Source organism: Lactobacillus sp. CBA3605 (assembly GCF_002970915.1).
GTDB lineage: Bacteria > Bacillota > Bacilli > Lactobacillales > Lactobacillaceae > Lactiplantibacillus.
This window is the reverse complement of the sequence record NZ_CP027190.1, coordinates 1,355,108-1,373,541: the sequence shown is the minus strand read 5'-3', so window position 1 is coordinate 1,373,541 and position 18,434 is coordinate 1,355,108. Positions and strand designations below refer to the sequence as shown.

At 38.5% G+C, this 18,434-nt stretch carries 16 protein-coding genes and 1 pseudogene; 13 read left to right on the top strand and 4 right to left on the bottom strand.

Annotated features, from left to right (window positions below; all coding sequences use genetic code 11):
* The first annotated feature begins 39 nt into the window (after positions 1-39).
* Complete coding sequence (locus C5Z25_RS06700) at positions 40-279, top strand: hypothetical protein (protein WP_105451929.1); 240 nt, start codon at positions 40-42, stop codon at positions 277-279.
* A gap of 827 nt (positions 280-1,106) precedes the next feature.
* Here the strand turns inward: C5Z25_RS06700 and C5Z25_RS06695 are convergent.
* Positions 1,107-3,848: a sigma 54-interacting transcriptional regulator gene (locus C5Z25_RS06695; RefSeq protein WP_105451928.1), complete on the bottom strand. Its 2,742-nt coding sequence runs from the start codon at positions 3,846-3,848 to the stop codon at positions 1,107-1,109.
* A 300-nt stretch (positions 3,849-4,148) separates the two neighbouring features.
* On the opposite strand from C5Z25_RS06695, the gene C5Z25_RS06690 reads away from it, so the two are divergent.
* The 7 genes and pseudogenes from C5Z25_RS06690 (at position 4,149) to C5Z25_RS06660 (ending at position 10,350) form a co-directional block, all read left to right on the top strand.
* The gene (locus tag C5Z25_RS06690) at positions 4,149-4,553 is read left to right on the top strand and encodes a PTS sugar transporter subunit IIA (protein WP_105451927.1); all 405 of its coding nucleotides are present in this window, start codon (positions 4,149-4,151) and stop codon (positions 4,551-4,553) included.
* 33 nt (positions 4,554-4,586) lie between these two features.
* Positions 4,587-5,075 carry a PTS sugar transporter subunit IIB gene (locus C5Z25_RS06685; RefSeq protein ID WP_105451926.1) on the top strand — a complete coding sequence of 163 codons (489 nt, stop codon included), beginning with the start codon at positions 4,587-4,589 and terminating at the stop codon, positions 5,073-5,075.
* A 2-nt stretch (positions 5,076-5,077) separates the two neighbouring features.
* The gene (locus C5Z25_RS06680) at positions 5,078-5,875 is read left to right on the top strand and encodes a PTS mannose/fructose/sorbose/N-acetylgalactosamine transporter subunit IIC (protein ID WP_105451925.1); all 798 of its coding nucleotides are present in this window, start codon (positions 5,078-5,080) and stop codon (positions 5,873-5,875) included.
* The gene (locus tag C5Z25_RS06675; protein ID WP_105451924.1) at positions 5,868-6,704 is read left to right on the top strand and encodes a PTS system mannose/fructose/sorbose family transporter subunit IID; all 837 of its coding nucleotides are present in this window, start codon (positions 5,868-5,870) and stop codon (positions 6,702-6,704) included. Before C5Z25_RS06680 ends, C5Z25_RS06675 begins: the two co-directional genes overlap by 8 nt.
* A 140-nt stretch (positions 6,705-6,844) precedes the next feature.
* On the top strand, positions 6,845-7,960 hold the full coding sequence (locus tag C5Z25_RS06670; protein ID WP_105451923.1) for a glycoside hydrolase family 88 protein: 1,116 nt from the start codon (positions 6,845-6,847) through the stop codon (positions 7,958-7,960).
* Positions 7,961-8,034: 74 nt separating this feature from the next.
* Positions 8,035-8,733: pseudogene (locus C5Z25_RS06665) on the top strand (HAD hydrolase family protein).
* 18 nt (positions 8,734-8,751) lie between these two features.
* Positions 8,752-10,350, top strand: coding sequence for a glycoside hydrolase family 43 protein (locus tag C5Z25_RS06660; RefSeq protein ID WP_105451921.1), 1,599 nt, complete (start codon positions 8,752-8,754; stop codon positions 10,348-10,350).
* A 560-nt stretch (positions 10,351-10,910) separates the two neighbouring features.
* Here the strand turns inward: C5Z25_RS06660 and C5Z25_RS06655 are convergent.
* Positions 10,911-11,381 (bottom strand): NanQ anomerase/TabA/YiaL family protein, encoded by a 471-nt coding sequence (locus tag C5Z25_RS06655; RefSeq protein ID WP_105451920.1) that lies wholly within the window; start codon positions 11,379-11,381, stop codon positions 10,911-10,913.
* A 380-nt stretch (positions 11,382-11,761) separates the two neighbouring features.
* Between C5Z25_RS06655 and C5Z25_RS06650 the strand changes: the two genes are divergently transcribed.
* The 4 genes from C5Z25_RS06650 to C5Z25_RS06635 all read left to right on the top strand — a co-directional run bounded on the left by C5Z25_RS06650 (position 11,762) and on the right by C5Z25_RS06635 (position 15,605).
* Positions 11,762-12,859: a glycoside hydrolase family 88/105 protein gene (locus C5Z25_RS06650; protein ID WP_105451919.1), complete on the top strand. Its 1,098-nt coding sequence runs from the start codon at positions 11,762-11,764 to the stop codon at positions 12,857-12,859.
* 99 nt (positions 12,860-12,958) lie between these two features.
* On the top strand, positions 12,959-14,422 hold the full coding sequence (locus C5Z25_RS06645) for an MFS transporter (protein ID WP_105451918.1): 1,464 nt from the start codon (positions 12,959-12,961) through the stop codon (positions 14,420-14,422).
* Positions 14,423-14,505: 83 nt separating this feature from the next.
* Complete coding sequence (locus C5Z25_RS06640) at positions 14,506-15,351, top strand: GRP family sugar transporter (protein ID WP_105452860.1); 846 nt, start codon at positions 14,506-14,508, stop codon at positions 15,349-15,351.
* A 23-nt stretch (positions 15,352-15,374) separates the two neighbouring features.
* A complete protein-coding gene (locus C5Z25_RS06635) occupies positions 15,375-15,605 on the top strand; it encodes a hypothetical protein (RefSeq protein WP_105451917.1) in 231 nt (76 codons plus the stop codon).
* A 93-nt stretch (positions 15,606-15,698) separates the two neighbouring features.
* Here C5Z25_RS06635 and C5Z25_RS06630 read toward each other — a convergent pair whose 3' ends face one another.
* The gene (locus tag C5Z25_RS06630) at positions 15,699-16,385 is read right to left on the bottom strand and encodes an SGNH/GDSL hydrolase family protein (RefSeq protein ID WP_234002723.1); all 687 of its coding nucleotides are present in this window, start codon (positions 16,383-16,385) and stop codon (positions 15,699-15,701) included.
* Between the two features lie 19 nt (positions 16,386-16,404).
* Positions 16,405-17,244 (bottom strand): sugar phosphate isomerase/epimerase family protein, encoded by an 840-nt coding sequence (locus C5Z25_RS06625; protein WP_105451916.1) that lies wholly within the window; start codon positions 17,242-17,244, stop codon positions 16,405-16,407.
* A 190-nt stretch (positions 17,245-17,434) separates the two neighbouring features.
* Here C5Z25_RS06625 and C5Z25_RS06620 point away from each other — a divergent pair, with 190 nt between their 5' ends.
* Positions 17,435-18,421, top strand: coding sequence for an AraC family transcriptional regulator (locus C5Z25_RS06620; protein ID WP_234002722.1), 987 nt, complete (start codon positions 17,435-17,437; stop codon positions 18,419-18,421).
* The last annotated feature ends 13 nt before the right edge of the window (positions 18,422-18,434 follow it).

Below are 18,434 nucleotides of genomic sequence, written 5' to 3'. Positions count from 1 at the left end.
TTATATGATAGTTACCATATAGGGAAATGAGGGTTAATAATGGCAAAAGATAAAAAGGTAATGATTGATCCAGACAAGTTTGCTCGTGCCGTCGTGAGTGGTTCCAACTTAAAGGCTGAAGATGATTTACGAGCCAGCAAAGATGGCTTAAAACGTTATTTACAAGCTTACTTCTTGATAGAAAAGTTTAACAAACTTGAGTCAAATCAATTCAAGTTTACTAACAGTACTAATTTTGAGTACTTGATCAAAGCTTTAGATCAAATTAAAATGAACTAATTTGAAAAAGAGAAGTATGACATAATTTCTTGTATTAAAAGGTTCTTTGTCAATCAATGTTAATGAGGAAAACTGCGTTCAATGACGAATGCCCCCCAGAGTGAAAATCAAGTTCTAAAACATCTGTTGTTGGTAATTAAGTAAAATCTTGATTACTGGCGGCAGATATTTTTGTATGTGTTTTATTCGTAGTAACGAATTTATAATTGAAGTGCAACATATTTTCGAACAAAAAATCCCATAGCGGGTACAATTATGAAGCACTTCAATTAGCCATTCGAGCATAGAACAAACCATAAAACAACATGGTAATTACATTGTTGGCCAGGTTCGTCCGGATACTAATCATGACCCAAATAGAACGACTCAATTTGAGCAAGTTCACAAGCTAATTTAGCTTGTGAATAGGGAAGGCGATTTTGTTTTAAAGCGCCATTAACTAAGACTAAAAGAAGTACCAATTGCCAGCAGGTCATTCAATTATGTTAATTTTGTTCAATCAGGTGATGAGATATTGTTGTCTAGTCGTGGAGCATAAAACCAAAAAATTTCGTTGAATAGGTGCTCAGTGCGTAGGCTAGTGAACCTATTTCTATGACAATTTGTCGATGGGTTGGTAGGTTATTTGATTCGATTATTTTTTGTAATTATTCAATATAAAATTGATCAGCATGACTTGGACGCTCAGCCGTGAAGAAACTCCATAATGGTCATAATAAGGTTTGGTAGATAAGCCGCATTACTTTGATTTAAATACACAAAGCTGATTGGTAGCGTTGTTTAACACTAGTGTTCTAAATCAAATTTTATTTGCATCGTTTTTTACCTCAATCATCAAAGATAATATCGTATAAATAATTCAATTCGCCAGCCGCAATTTTTACGCCGTAAGTTGCCTCAATATCTGTCAAGGCGCGTTTGATTTGAGTAAGTCCTTGGGTCCGGTCCGCTAAGTTATCTGGAATATAGGTTAAAGCAGGCTCATTACGGATTAAGCGTTCAATGAGCGAACTAATATGGACGTAAAGCGTGGCTTGCTGGTTGTTAGATAAGTTAATTTGAACACCTTCTTCTAGTCGATCAATCATGTCGCTAATAGAGTGAATAACTTTCTTGACGTCTAAAATAGTGATGGCTGAAAGTAACCGTTCGATTGATAAATTTTGAACTAGTTGGTGATTAATGCTAGTAATTGTTTCTGAATCTGTGACCGTTGGAAAGATTTGTTTAATGATTTTGGTGCCACTACTTGAGACGAGGTGTTCAAGCGAGATGAATGGCATCCCATTAATTTTAGGATCACTAGTTCCAACAATCGCCTGAACAGCATATTGCTTAAAGATAGGGCTTTGTTGACCATATTTTTTTAAATAGGCATAGTCGACGGATTCAACTTGATAGTCTAGATTGGCAGGAATACTATTTTTAATTAGATCTTGGATCTGTTTAGCCGAGCCAATGCCAGTGTGACAAGTTGTGATGATCATCGGTGACTTTTTAATTACTGGGTAAGTTAACTGATATTTGGGTAGTAGTGTTTTCTGTATTTGGCGCCCAATTTCATCAATGGCCGTGCTCTTTTGAATCATTTCACCGATAAACAAGGCTTCTTGCGTTGAAACGTTATTAATGATTAGTACGGGTCCAGGGATTGCTTCTTTTAATGCTTCTGGCAAGGACATTAGTGAACCCATATCAACTAGAATAATTAAACCTTTATGGCAATCATTACTTTTAAAATATTGCAGCATAAATTCTTTAGCCTGATCAACTGAGGCTGATAAAGGCATATCAAACGCATCGAAGATTTTATGATTTAAGAAACGGTTGGTAACATCGGCAATACTGCTAGCAGTTGAAAAGCCATGTGCTAAGATAATTGCATGTTGACCAGTATCAACGAGATCAATATTTAAACTAATTAAATAACCAAGTAGTAAGATTTCATCAAAAGTATCAATTTTAAAGTCTAGCTTCGTTTTGATTAAATCCAGAAAAGCTTGCAGAAGTTGATATTCCATGGTAGCGTTCTCTTTTAATAATTGTAAAAGTTGCTGAATTTTAGCCATGGTCGTTGGTGTCAAACTTAAGTCAAAGTCGTGTTTACGATACATAAAATTCGCAATGGCGACAACTGCGTTTCCTTTAATCTTTACGAAAAAGGAAGTATCAAGGTAATTGAAGAGCTTTTGAATGACCTTGACCATGTATTTGAGTGCTTCATTTTCAAAATCACCATCTTGATGAATTAATCTGTCCATTAAGGCACTGGTTTCACGAGCAATGTGTTGCTGTAAGACCTTTGTCGTGATTTTTTGTTCTTTATACTGATTGTCTAATTGAACGAGTTTGGTGACCAACTCGTTAATCAAATTGTTATCATCATACCATTGAGCAACGTAATCATTCAGCTGGTCAGTTGGGTTAAAAATAACATCATCTTGGACAATCGTTTCTTGTTCATTAACTGCCAAGAAATCGGTTAAGGAACTACTACCGATTGTTTCAGAGTTAATTGTAATTTGGCTAGATTGGGTTGTCTGACTAAAGACTTGTGCGCATAAAATCTGAATGGTACTTTTTAACTCACCGACATTACTTTTATATTTAAAATTATAAAGTCGATTAATGATCCACGGACTAACGACGATCGTTCGGCCAATGCGCTTACCTTCGTCCAAAAAGGCTTTATAAATGTGTAGGCGTAATTCTAATTTAGACCGATCATTCAAGTCTGGAATAGTGATGGAAATTGGGATACGGCGCATGAAAGTCTTTAAAAAATTTTCTTGAAGATTTTCAGTTGTTGCGAAGATCAAACGGACATTAGAATGGCGAGTCCGATTGCCTTCGCCCATTCGTTGAAACGTCCCAGTATCCATAAAAGAAAAGAGCTTTTCCTGACTTTCAGCGTTCAAACGGTGACACTCATCGAGAAATAAAAAGCCACCATCCGCAGTTTCTAGCATGCCTTTGAAGTCTTCGGTGGCACCGGTGAAGCTACCTTTGGCATATCCGAAAAGGTTACTAGAGAGTAATTCTGGGTTGTGAAAATATTGGGCACAATTTAAAACGATAAAAGGTGCTTGTGGCGCCAAAATTCCAGTTTCAACACAATATTGGTGGGTTAATTTAGCTAGGTAACTCTTTCCAACGCCAGTATTTCCCGATAGGATAAAGGGCAAGCCGTTCGGTGGGTAAGTGACAGCAGTAATGATCCGATCAATACTGTCCTTCATACTGAGTTGGTGGCCAATAAAAGATTGAAAAACATTAGCATTGCCAGTTTGCTCTTGTTGGAGTGTCTTGATTGATGGATAAACCAATTGCTTCGGAATGAAAAACAATTTACAAAAAGTAGCCCGGTCAGCGAAATTCGTTGGCCGCGTTTTTATTTGGATGAGCTGTTCTTGCTTAAGTAGCTCGTTTAAATATTGACTGACCGTATTACGGCTTAGGCCAACTTGTTTGGCAAGTCGTTCAGTCGTGATAGTCTCAATATCTGCCAGCTGGTTAACTGCACTTGTTGCAGCAATTAGGGCTTGTTTTACTGTTTTGATACCTGTCATAAGAAATCTTCCTTTTAGTTTCGACACATTGTAAAATGTGATTTTTTCTGTCGGAGTTAATCTAACATGCTTGATTTGTTTTTGCAAGGGCTTTCATAGCCTCGCTAGTGGTAACGTTTTGGAAACTTATAAGTTTTTCTCGACTAAAGTTGGCATCATTTTTGCATATATATTAGTGAGACCCGCTGAAACGTAACAAACTTGATTCAGTGGTGGCTGGGTGTCACCGGTAGTGATCGTTGGATACATCGTGAAACTGATCGAAGCACCAACTAATAAATTGTAAAGGAGGTCACTTGTGTGAGTCGAAAAATTTATTTTATTTCACACAATGATTTTGCAGAAGGCCTAAAACGATCAGTTGAAATGATTGCTGGTAAACAGCCAAATGTTACTGCTTATGGGCTGGAACCTGGTGGAGATCCTAATGAAATTGTTCGCCAGATTGAGGCTGATATCGCCACTACGGATACGGTAATTATTTTAGGTGATTTGGAAGGCGGTAGTGTTTGTAATGCAGCATTACGATTAACTGTTCGACCAAATGTGGCTTTGATCGCTGGTTCGAATTTAGCCTTGGCATTGCAGGTTGTGCTGAGTTCACAAACGGCTAACTTAGATGATGAGATCGAGGAAGCGCGTAAACGAATTAAGAAGTTAAACCTTAAAGTTAGTGCGGTTAATGACGTTGAAGGATTATTTTAGTTTGAAATTTTGAGAAATGTGAGGCGTTGACAAATGATTAAGATGTTGAGAATTGACGATCGGCTAATCCATGGGCAAGTGGCAGTGACCTGGTCAAAACAGTTAGCCGTCAATCGGATTATTGTGGCGAGTGATTCTATTAGTCAGGATCCAATTCAGGTTAGTGCGTTAAAGATGGCCGCACCGGAAGGAATTAAGGCTTTTATTTTACCAGTTGATAAGGCTGCTAAGATGTTGAACGATCCACGAGCTGATCGATTGAAGATTTTACTGGTTATGAATAATCCGGCCGAAGTTGCGCAATTATTATCGGAATTAACCACGCAACCAAGTGTTCTAGATGTTGCAAATTATGGTCGGGTTGCAGGAATTGAGGGTCGCCATAAGATCACGGATACCGTTTATTTAAGTGATGATGAAGTGACAATTTTCAAAACAATGGCCACTAAGGGAAGCCATTTCATCTATCAACCATTACCAAATGATGCTGTTAAGTCTGTCGATGAATTATTGGAGGGATAATTATGATTATGCAAGCATTGGCTGTTGGCCTCGCATGTGCGCTAGTTAAATTTGGGGCTTGGTGGGGGGTCATGGGCTGGGATCGTCCAATGGTAGCCAGCACGATTACTGGGATTTTGTTAGGTCATCCAGTTGAAGGGATGACAGTGGGGGCCGCACTAGAACTTGTTTACATGGGGACGCAATCGATGGGTGGCGTTTTGCCGCAAGATTACGGTCTTGGTGGTGTTTTCGGATGTGCATTTGCAATTTTAGCGACTGCTAAGCCCTCAGTAGCAGTGGCATTATCAATCCCATTTAGTATGTTAGGCACCCTGGTTTACGATCTGTTCAAATTCTGGGCAACGTCATTAATTACCCGTTTCGAAAAACATCTTGAGGATCATCAAATTGGCGCATTTAAACGACTTTGGTTCACACAAGCAACGGTCTATCTGACCATGTATTTCTTGATTGGCTTTATTAGTATTTTGGTAGGAACAAATGCCATTAAAGCGTTAGTTAATAATATTCCAACGGCCGTCATGTCGTCATTGACGGTGGCTGCTGGGATGCTACCAGCATTAGGGATGGCTCTGCTAATGATCACATTGTGGGATAAAAAGTTAGCACCATATTTTTTCATTGGTTTTGGTTTAGTAGCCTTCTTCAAAGGAACTTTAATTGAAATTGCTTTTTTAGGTGCAGCAATTGCTGTATTAGCAATTATTGGTCAATTAACAAATCATAAAATGGATAAAGGTGCAGCGACGACTGAAGATGCTGCTACTGGTGAAGAGGAGGACTTCTACAATGACTAATTCAACTGAAACAACTTTTTTACCTGATAAAAAGGCTGAAAACCATTTTTATAATAATTTGTTTTGGCGTTCACAATGGTTAATGTTCTGTACGTCATATACGAAACAACAAGCGGTAACTTTTTCATGGGTTTTAATGCCGTACCTTGAAAAAATCTACGGAAAAGATACGCCGGAATTTTATGATGCAATGTTAAGACACCAAGACTTCTTCAACACGAATGTCACAGCTGCACCATTTATTTTCGGGATGGTTACTTCAATGGAAGCTGAAAATAAGGCGAATGGGATTGATCCAAAGAGTATCGGTGCTTTGAAGTCCAGTATGATGGGACCGTTAGCAGGTATTGGTGACTCATTAGTCTCTAATGGGATTCGTTTGATTGCAACTGGGATTGCGATTGGCTTCTTCAAACAAGGCAGTTGGTTAGGACCGATCTTGTTTATGCTGCTATTAAATGTTCCTAATTGGGGTATTAAGTGGGTAGCAGGTAAATATGGTTATAAGTTGGGAAATAATTTTATTGTAAATGCCATGAAATCAGGGACACTCAATTTAATCACAAAAGCAGCATCTATTTTAGGCTTGATGATGGTCGGAGCAATGTCAGCACAATATGTGACGTTTACGACCTCACTAAAAATTAAAACAGCCGCACAAACACTGGATCTACAAGGTATTTTTGATTCAATTTTGCCAGATCTATTACCGTTGGCTTTGGTATTAGGCTGCTTCTTCTATTTGCGTAAAAAGAATAAGCCGGTTCGGACTTTGGTAGCAATTGTTATTCTAGCTTTTGTACTGACATTTTTGGGAATTACTAAATAAGTGATTAACTAATATCAATATTATGAACTAAAATCCTCAGGCAGATATTTAGTTTACAAATTAACTTTAAGTGATAGGGCTGGATGATTAATTGTCCAGTCCTATTATTTAAATCAATGTGAAAGAGACGGTATTTACTCATGGCAGATTGGGCGACAACGATATTACAACAAATTTATCAAAAGACTACTGCAAGCGTGCAACGATTGGGACCAAATAATATTCCATATATGGCTACGGCAGATCATTATCAGACTAATATGGTTGAAACTGATATTACCTGGTGGACGAATGGTTTCTGGGGTGGACTCTTGTGGCAATTGAATCATTATCAAGCAAATCCAGAATTAGTAACTGCAGCTAAGGAAAATGAAGTCGCTTTGGACCAAGCCTTTCTCAAGTATGAAGGCTTACATCATGACGTCGGCTTTATGTGGCTGCCAACAGCAGTAGCCGACTATCGGTTAACTGATGACGATCGTGCTTATTGGCGTGGCCGTCATGCTGCAGACCTGTTAGCGGGTCGTTATAATTTGGCTGGCCATTATTTACGTTCTTGGAACCGTGATCGTGCGGGTTGGGTCATTATTGATTCAATGATCAATATTCAGCTTTTGTATTGGGCAAGCGAAGCGACACAAGATCCTAGATACAAGTTAATGGCAAATGAACATGCTAATACTGTCATGCAGCATCATGTTCGTGCGGATGGTTCTGTAGTCCACATTGTTGTTTTTGATCCGAACACTGGTGCTGAGGTAGAGACCTTGGGCGGCCAAGGCTACGGAGTAGGTAGTAGTTGGAGCCGTGGTCAAGCCTGGGCGATTAACGGTTTTGCTTTAGCATATCGGCATACCCATAATCTGGCCTATTTAGAAACTGCGAAACGAGTCGCTCATTATTTTCTAGCTAATATTGCTGAAAACAACACCATTCCTGCTGTGGATTTTCGGGCCCCGAAGATACCATTGATGGTGGATACGTCTGCAGGGGCGATTGCTGCTTGTGGCTTGTTAGAAATTGCGCAGCATGTCCCAATAGCTGAGCAAGCCTTATATCAAAACGCTGCTCAGAAAATATTGAAACAACTTGTTACCCAATATGGCGATTTAAACCCAGCACATGACGGTGTTTTAACCGGAGCTACTACCGCTTATCATGATAAAACTGGTCAAAATGTTAATTTGAATTATGGTGATTATTATTTAGTAGAGGGGTTACTGCGTTTGTTAGGGAAAGACCTTTTATTGTGGTAGTTCGGCAAGCTTATCAGGTGCTCTGTTCAGACTTGGATGGGACTTTGTTAAATCAGAATAAGCGGGTATCCTCGATGGATCAAGTCGCTATTCAGCGCTGACGGGCACAAGGAAAGTTATTTGGGATTACTTCCGGTCGTGCACTGTCAGGGTTAGCGAATGTGACGGCAATGCTACAGTCACCACCGGATTTTATTGTGGCCTTAAATGGGGCCTACATTCAGACGATTGATCATCAAATCGTGCAACAAGAACTTCCAGCAGCAGTTAGTTATGAGATTTTATTGCGTTTACAGGAACAACATTATGATTTTTTGACCGCGACAATTAGCGGTGATTCTTGGCGTGTTGTTTCAGTTTCTCGGCAACATCATGAGCTTACTTTTTCGGCATTGTTCACTAAACTAGCAACAGGCCAGTTAATTGATAAAGTTTCTATTAAGACTTTGAAGGCTAATGATGATGAATATTTCAAATTACTGTTGTCAGATTTGACTGTCGAGGTCACTATTTCAGATGTTTGTTATGTTGAGGTGACGCGACAGGGTGTAACGAAGCTTAGTGGTCTCAAGATTGCTTTAAATGACCCTAAAACTTTAGATAACGTTGTGGCAGTTGGTGATTACTTAAATGACCTAGCAATCATAAAAGGGGTTGGTAGAAGTTATGCGGTGGCTAATGCGTTGCCGGAAGTACAGAAAGGTGCAACATGTGTAACCGTAGACCATAATCATCAGCCGTTACAGGCAATCATTGATGAATTGTTAAATTAGGAGTGGAGGAATTTCAGGATGCCAAAACAATTTAAAAATCCAATTTTACCGGGATTCAATCCTGATGCAAGTATTTTAAAAGTTGGAACAGATTATTATTTGACCACGTCGACATTTGAATGGTGGCCGGGAATTGAAATCTATCATTCACGAGATTTAATTAATTGGCAATTGGTCGATAATCCGTTAACCCGTGTTGATCAGGTAGATTTGCGTGGCAATTATAATTCAGGGAGTATCTGGGCACCACATCTTAGTTATGCCAAACACAAATTTTGGTTGATTTATACGGATGTTAAGACAACGGGTGCTTATAAGGATACATTGAATTATATTGTTTCAACAGATCGAATGGGTGGAACGTGGAGTGCCCCAACTTTCTTGATGGCTAGCGGCTTTGATCCGTCAATTTTTCATGATGATGGACATAGTTACGTTATTAATATGTTATATGATCATCGTTTGGATCGGCCAGGATTTTCCGGGCTAGTGATTCAGGAATTAGATTTAACACAGCGGCGGTTGGTTGGTAGGCGTGTCCATTTCTTTACTGGAACAGATTTGGGAGTATGCGAAGGACCGCAATTGCTAAAAAAAGATGGTTGGTATTACTTATTATCAGCAGCCGGTGGTACTGGATACAGTCATGCCGCAACGGTTTGCCGTAGTCGCCAGGTTATGGGGCCATATGCGGTCTCACCGTATCAGCCGTTGTTGACCACTAAGGATGACCCGTGCAACCCACTTCAAAAAGCAGGTCATGCTAGTTTTATTGAAATTCAGCCAGATGAATGGTATTTAGTACACATCATGGCCCGCCCTTTACGACCAATCAATATTCAACGAGGCAACTGTCCACTTGGTCGTGAGACTGGGTTACAACGCTTAGTCTGGACTAATGGTTGGCCACGACTAGCCAATCATACTAATCACCCAGATTTATACTTTGAGGCCCCGACGATTGCTCAAAATGTTTTTCAACGCACTGATTATTCGCAACAAATCGACTTTAGTCAATTCAAACGATTACCGATGACTTTAAAAACGTTACGAGGTCCGTTAGAACAACGAGCGTCATTAATCGATCACCCAGGATATTTACGCTTATATGGTGCCCAAAGCATTACTAGTTTGCATACGCAAACGCTACTGGCTCGGCGGTGGCAATCATTTAATTTTCATGTTGAAACGCAGGTTACCTTCAGTCCGCATAATTTTCAACAATTGGCAGGTCTAACTCTGTTTTATGATACGGATAATTATGAATATTTACAGTGGTCTTATGATGAAACTTGCCAGCAAGCCTATTTACAGCTTGAAGTAGCAGAATTAGGGGAACACCATTATGTTTCTAATCGTCACTATTTAGCGGCTAAGACGGTTAAACTGGCTGTGTTAGTTCAAAAAACACAAAGCCAGTTTTATTATGATGAAGGGCAAGGTTGGCAGTTGATTGGGATTAGGTTACCAGCTGAACGGCTGTCGGATGATTATATTAAAGATCATGGTAAATTAGCTTTTACTGGTGCGATGGTCGGTATTTGTGCACAGGATTTAGATCAACATTTGAGCTTTGCTGATTTTAAATATTTCAATTATCAAGAACAAGCGGATTAGCTTTTATTATGGTATTAATAATGTCAACCCGGATGATCAAGGAAGTTGGTCATCTGGGTTTTGTTCGTGGTATGGCAAAACTAAGAAATGTGGTGAATTAAAATAGAAAAGTCGATTTTGTTACCCAAGATTTATCAGAAATATTTTCAGCCAATAAGTTATCTAATCAGCGTGAACTATCAAATATCTATGCCATCTCACGGGATACTATTCAAAAAGCGATTCGATAATTAACTGATATAGGGGCTCTTAATACCGTTCAGAGGTCGATGATTTTTGTTAAGCAAACGGTCCAGCAGAACTCGTTAATGTATAATTCCTTGACATGATGCCCGCATGATCGCATTCAATTGAAAGTGATTTATTTGTAGCAAGTATTGGCGGATGAAAATGAGTAACGAATCTTTGGCCTGAAACGGTAGCAACCTGTCTGGTGTCGACGGATTTCTCCATCAACACTAAATATCATAGAACTTAAAAAAGTGCCGCTCAGAAAACCTTGACGATTCTCTGAGCGACACCTTTTGAGCTTAGCAATCAACTAGGAATAACTGCAATTGTTAAAAAACGAGTGAATAAGGAACCTTCACAACAATCTTTTTAACCTTAACGGAGTCTGCAACTTGAAGACATGGTTTGTGAGCATCTTCTGGCAAGAAGATAGCGAAGTCACCGGGACGTAAGATGATACGAGAATAGTTACCTTTAAAGTCACCATAATAGAGGGCATCGTTCTTTTTCAGGGCATCTTCAGCGACAATTAATTGGTCCAGGTGAGTACTCTTGATTAATTCAGTCCCTGAAACGACAAACTGAATATCAATGTTCTTTTGATGGCTTTCCCAGCGACCGTTATCATCAGGTAAGCTATCGAATTCTTGTGCGACACCAAAAATTTGATTAGTTAAGTCAAACCTACCTAATGGGAAGTTATCCAAATCATCGCGGTTTAATAAATCAAAAACAGGTTTAAAGGCCGGAATAGTCGCCAAAAACTTGGCGGTACTATCATTCTTATTTGTTAGAAACATAATTATTTCCTCCTTGTTGAATTAAGTATAGCAAATTAATTGTAACCGTTTTCGTATATTTGGTATTGAATTTTTAGATAATTGAATTTTTCCGTAAAACGATTAATCTGTTGAAAATCAAATGTGGTTGAATTCACATATGGTGAAAAATTATTGTAATTGGTTTAGAAATCGTTAATTGATTGTCAAAAATATATGTTGCAATAATGTTGATATAGCAGTATTTATTGTTTTGGAAAACGGTTTCCTTTAAATGTGGTACTTTTGTCTGGAATATTGGTATTGCGGTGAAAGTAGATAAGTTATTAAATAGTAATTGTAAGCGATTACAATAAAGGAAAAATTAGTCTTTCATATAGAAAGCGAAAGGTGTGTGTAGAATGGCACAATATAAAGAGAAGGATGTCGAAAGTAAAGTTGATTTACTGATTGACAACGAAATTAATTTGAGTGACCCCACTGGAGAATTCTCCATTAAGGTTGCCGATGGTTCTATTATTGATAACAAAAGTTTTGACTTCTGGGAATGGACTTCTGGTGTTGGTTTATACGGAATGATGAAGTATTACAAATTAACCCGGAAACAAGCAGTCCTTGATCGGATTATCAAGTGGTACGATGATCACTTCGATGAAGAACCTGTTGAGAAGAACATTAACACCATGGTTCAAATGTTAACTTTAGCTTATCTTTATGAAGAAACTGGGGATAAGAAATACTTGCCACACCTTGAAGCTTGGGGCGATTGGCTATATTACCGTTTGCCACGGACTGAAAAAGGCGGTTTCCAACACGTTACTTATGGTGACTTGAACCCTGACGAAATGTGGGCCGATACGTTAATGATGAGTATCTTAACGTTAGCTAAGTTAGGCAAGACCTTGAACAAGCCTGAATATGTTGAAGAAGCGAAGAAGCAAGTCTTACTACATATTCAGTTCTTACAAGATAAGAAGACCGGCCTTTGGTTCCATGGTTGGAGTTTTAAACGTCGTGATAACTTTGCTGGCGCTTTCTGGGGTCGCGGTAATTCATGGATCACAATTGCTTTTCCAGAATTACTTTGCTTATTAGATTTGCCAAAAGGCGATGCTTTCCGTGAATTCATGATTATGAACTTGAAATATCAAATTGAAGCACTTGCTAAGTATCAAGATGAAAAGACTGGTTTATGGCATACCTTAGTTGATGACCCTAAAACTTATTTGGAAGGCTCAGCGACTGCTGGATTCACTTACGGTATCTTAAAAGCGATACATGAACATTATATTGACGATAGTTATCGTGATGTTGCCATGAAAGGGATTCATGCCTTATTCAACAACATTGATGAAACTGGAGCGTTGGCTAAGACCTCTGCGGGGACACCAATGGGTGAAACTAAAGATTTCTATAACGGTATTAAAACTTCTAACATGCCTTATGGTCAATCAATGGCTGCATTAGCTTTAACAGAATATTTGAAGGAATTTTTCTAAACACATATGATGAAAGCGCTTGCTGGTTAGTTATTCTCTTGCCATCGTTAGTTTAGGCAATCCAGTAGGCCATGTGAAAAATATAAGGAAGTGTTTTAAATGAAAGCAACTACTGATACTGTATCAGATGCTGCACCAACGGCCAGCGGAAATCAAATGATTAAAACGAAAGCTAAACCATTTGGGATGCGCGACAAGATTGGTTACATGTTTGGTGACTTAGGAAACTGTTTCATTTTAGGTTTAGTTAACAGTTTTTTGACTATTTATTATACGAACGCCTTGGGGATTTCTGGGGCTGTCGTTGGGATTTTATTCTTAACAGCTCGGATTATTGATGCCTTTGCAGATGTTACAGTCGGTCGGATGGCCGATATAGCGAAATTGACTAAAGCTGGTCGGTTCCGTCCATGGATCCGCAAGATGAAATACCCATTCACTGCAATCACCGTTATTTTATTCTTGCCTTTCGTTAACAACTGGGGTATGAACGCTAAAATTGTTTACATCTTTATCACTTATTTAGTTTATGGTGTCTTGAACTCATGTATTAATATTCCTTATGGTTCAATGGCTAGTGCGATTAGTGATAATCCTGATGATCGGGCTTCACTTTCTACTTTTCGGAGTGTTGGTTCTGCCATTGGTGGTGCCACAACTGGGTTCATGATTCCATTATTGGTATACAAGACTTTAGCAAATGGGCAACAAGTCGTTTCAACTAACCGGTTCTTTATGGTTTCAATGTTATGTGCCATTATTGCGTTCATCGCTTACAACATTACTTATCGTATGACGACTGAACGGGTTCAAGTTGAAAAGACTGAAAAAGTCAGTGCCGGTAAATTAATTAAGGGTTTATTTACTAACCGGGCTTTAATGTCATTGGTTGTTTGTGATTTATTCATTGTTATCAACCAAAACTTATCGGGTACTTTAGCAACTTATCTATTTACTGATTACTTTAAGAATAAACAAGCACTGTCAATCGCTTTACTGTTCACCTATGGGACTGTTGTTGTTTTAGCACCATTTGCGACTAAGCTAATCAAAAATTTTGGTAAACGTGAGGCTTCTATCGTTTGTTTAGCTTTTGGGACTGCTATGTATTTGTTGATGTACTTTATGCACATTACTAATCCATGGTTATACTTGGGTCTCCTATTCTTAGCAACCTTAGGTTCAGGGATGTTCAACTTAATGGTATGGGCCTTCATTACTGATGTTATCGATTACCATCAATATTTGACCGGTTTCCGTGAAGACGGTACTGTTTATGGTGTTAATTCCTTTGCTCGAAAGGTTGCTCAAGCTGTTGGTGGTTTCATCGGTGGTTTCATGTTAACTGCAATTGGTTATGTTTCTTCTACTACTGGTGGGGCAACGCAAACAGCTGCCGTTACTAACCGAATTTATACGATTGCCAACTTAATTCCTGCAGCTTGTTTAGCAATTGGTTGTTTGATCCTAATTTTCTGGTATCCATTGAGTAAGAAGAAGATTGATGCAGTTGATGCTGAATTAGCAGCTCGTCGTGCTAAAGAAGCTACAACTGAAGATTAGTTCAGTTAAGATTTAGAAAATAGACGGTGTTCACCAAATGGTGGTGCCGTTTATTTTTTAAGCAGATGAAATCAGGTAATCTTATGTGGGCAATATTAATTGGGTTAGTCCCTGCAATCTGTTGGGGTATTTTACCAATTTGGATTCGTAAGATCGCTGGTGGGTCGTTTCGTCAACAGATGATTGGGACGACCATTGGGATTACGTTAGTTGCAGCAATATTAACCTGGCTTTTACATTTAACCGTGACTTGGCAAGCTGGTTTGATTTTCTTTGGTTCTGGTTTTTGCTGGAGCTTTGGTCAGAGTGGTCAATATAACGGTTACGAGAAGTTAGGGGTTAGCACGACGATGCCGCTGTCGACGGCGTTACAAATTATTGGTAACAGTATCATTGGTGGCTTATTATTTCATGAGTGGCATGGGGCGCAGGATATTATGTTCAGTCTCGTGATGTTGATAGTGATTTTACTGGGAGTTTATCTGACAAATGGTAAGTTGAAAATTACAACTGTTCTGTCAAAACAATATTTTATTTTGATTTTTACAACTATCGGTTATTGGGGTTATTCAGCTTTACCACATTATGCCCAAGTTAGCTCGAATTTAAACGGCTTTTTACCGCAAGCTTTAGGCATGGTGACAGCTGCATTAGTGATTGGCATGCCTAAGCCACATGAAGTTTGGCAATTCGCAACGTTGAAAAGTATTTCTTCGGGCATCATTTTCTCAGCGGCGGCAGCGACCTACTTGGTTTCGCTTTCTTTGAATGGCATGGTCAACGCATTTATCTTGTCACAGTTAAACGTGATTGTGTCAACGCTAATTGGTGGTATAGTTTTGCATGAATTGGTTCACAGGCAAGTTAAGAAAATCGTTTTGGGTTTGCTTATCTTATTAGTGGGCGCCACGGGACTAGTCATGTTATAAATGAGAAATGGAGAGTGTTAATTATGGCAAAAAATAAAATGAAATTAGATGAAGAAAAATTTGCTTATGCAGTTGTTCAGAATTTTCATCCAGAGGAAGCCGATGATTTGAAGGCATCAAAGGCAATTTTGAAGCGGTATTTGACGGCTTATTACATGGCTGAACGATTTAATACGCTGGAAGATCGTCAATTCGATCAAGGAATGGATTTTAGCTTACTCGCATCAGGTATTGATGCAATCACTTTGCGTTAAAATTAAGTCTTAGGAAAGCATGACTAAAAGCGACCCACCTCACTAGTAAAACTACTGGTGAGGTGGGTCGCTTTTTTGATGAAATGAACAGTTCTAAACGAATGATAATAACTTGTTAGTTACCGATGTGTCGTAAAAACGACGATAGCCATCGGCGTTTGGATGGGTTCCAGAACCACCATAGGCATAGTTGCCGCCATTTTCGTCCGGTTGGTCATAAGAATAGTTATATTGATAGTTTTTGACAAACGTGTTAAAACTACCAGCGTTAAACAGATCTACCACATCAAATGACCACTTGTGACAAATAGTCATGGCTGTTTGATACATCTTCTCTTGAATTGCAAATTCACGTGCAGGAGTCTTGTGAGTTGCTAAAAGAATAAACTTGGCACCAGAGTATTTTGTGGTTAGTGTTTTACAGATGGATTCAAGCCCACCACAATAGGTTTTAGAGTCCAACCGGGTATCGAAGTCGTCAGTGATTTCACCAAATCGTTTTGGATCATTGGCAACTTCAGGATAAGCATCATTAGCCCAAGAATCAAAGATGATGAAGTCAGGAATAATACTTGGTGCAGAGACAATTTGTTTTAAAATATTATTGGAATCGCTAGTCCGGGTGGTGGCACCATTGATGGCGAATTTACGATATTGCAAGTGGTTGTCTCTGGCAACGTCTTCGACAAAGCTTGTATTGGCTAAGTGACCATTAACGATACTCGAACCAAAAGCATAGAGCATTTTACCTGCTAAAGGGTTAGTTGATTGAATTGACATTTTAAGTTGATCCTTTACTTTAATTAATTTTTTGCGCAATTGCTTGTAGGCGAGTTAATGATTGCTCAATCGAAGTTGTAGATAATTCATCGGCAATAGCATAGGCTCCGGGTTGAGCGGCATTGATCGTTTTGAATAGTGCTTCAATGTCTACTTGGCCTTCACCGATTGGTGTAATTTCAATATGATCAGTTTTGTAGACAAAATCCTTGATATGATAAGCATAAATCCGGTCACCAAAGTCGTGAATGCCTTGCTTAAGAATCTTAACGGGGTCATCGTCGGCGTTCATGACTAATGAGCCAGGGTCCAATACGATTTGTAAGCTTGGTGAAGGAATTGCTGCGAGTAATTGTTTTGTGACGGCTAAAGAATAAATTGGATGGTTAACGCCGGGTTCAATACCAATTAAACAGCCCACTTTTTCGGCAGTTTTAACTAAATTGCGGATGATTTCGATTGTTTCGTCAATCTTGACGGCTGTGAAATTATTAGGTGTCTTATGAAAAGTTGGATCGACACTTCCAGTTTCAGTAGCTACTAAATCAGCACCGAATGAATGAGCCGTAGTTAAATACTTCTTGAATTGATGTAAGACTCGTTGGCGTTTGACCATATCCGGGTCAATAATATTGCAGTAACACCCGAGCACGGCAATTTTAACGCCGTTTTGATCAAAGGCTTGTTTAACACGGTTGCCTAAGCCGAAATTAATGTGAGCACCATTCTGAGTTAAACCAGCTAAAGAAACACGTGGTGCAAACTGAATGTATTGAAATTGATGTTCCTTCAAGCTAATAGCTAGCTTCTCAGGATTATCGAAAATATGAATATCATGAGCACGAATACCGATTTTCATGACTAATCACCCTTCTGAAAATATTTTATTAAATGAATTTATTTATGGTTAGCAAATTGAACAAATTAAATAAAGGTCCGCACAAAAAAAATATGACACCGCTTCCAATAACATTAAACAATGATACAATGAGTATTGCAATATGATATTTTTACTAGATGTGTATTGGATTTACAGGGGATGAATAAATATGATGGATAAGCAATTAGATGCGCTTTTACACCAACTAACTGCTGTTGAAGAAGTTCAAAAGCAGACGCATAAATACGTGCAGGATTTACCGGATGATACAATTGATGCCAGTAATGATGATTTTATCTCTTTGAATAACCGTCATTTTTTTAAGAATAAGGATATCTATGTCAGTAAACATAATCGATATGCCAAGTACCCACTTCATACTCATCAGTTTTTAGAGTTAAATTATATGTACTCTGGTCATGGTGTGGAATATATTGATGGTAAGCGTGTTGAATTGAAAGCAGGGGATGTTGTTCTGCTTAATATTGGGAGTTCACATAGTTTAGAGGCTCTTGGTGATGACGATATTCTGATTAATGTTTTGTTTAGAAATAAAGATATTCACCTTGATTTGCTTGATAAATTATATGATTCAGATAGTATTCTTTTTAATTTTTTAATGAATACAACGACTAAGGATCAAACAGAACCGTTGTTTATTTATTTTCACAAACATGGTGATTCTGATGTTATCCATATAATTGATACTATTCTGTCGGAGTACTATTTTTCTAGAAATTTCTCAAATCAAATTATTAGCAGTTATTTGCCAATCTTGTTAATTACGTTAGTTCGTGATTATCAGAGCGAAATTATGAATAAATCCAAGCAACGATTGAACGATCCAGTGATGCTAACGGTCCTCAAGGATATTGAAAAGGGCTACGCTACGGTTTCTCTGCAGTCAGTATCCAAAGAACTAAACTATAATCGCTATTATTTAAGCAATTTGATCAAGAAAAAGACCGGTCAGACCTTCACAGAGCTTTTAAATCAGCAGAAGCTGTTACAAGCGCAACTATTGATCACTTCAACTAAGTTGCCGATTTCACAAATTATTCGGCAAGTTGGTTTTTCCAATAAAAACTATTTCTATAATAAGTACCAACAAAAATATGGACATTTGCCAACAGAAACAAGAAATCATAATGCCTAAAAATAGTGTTAAA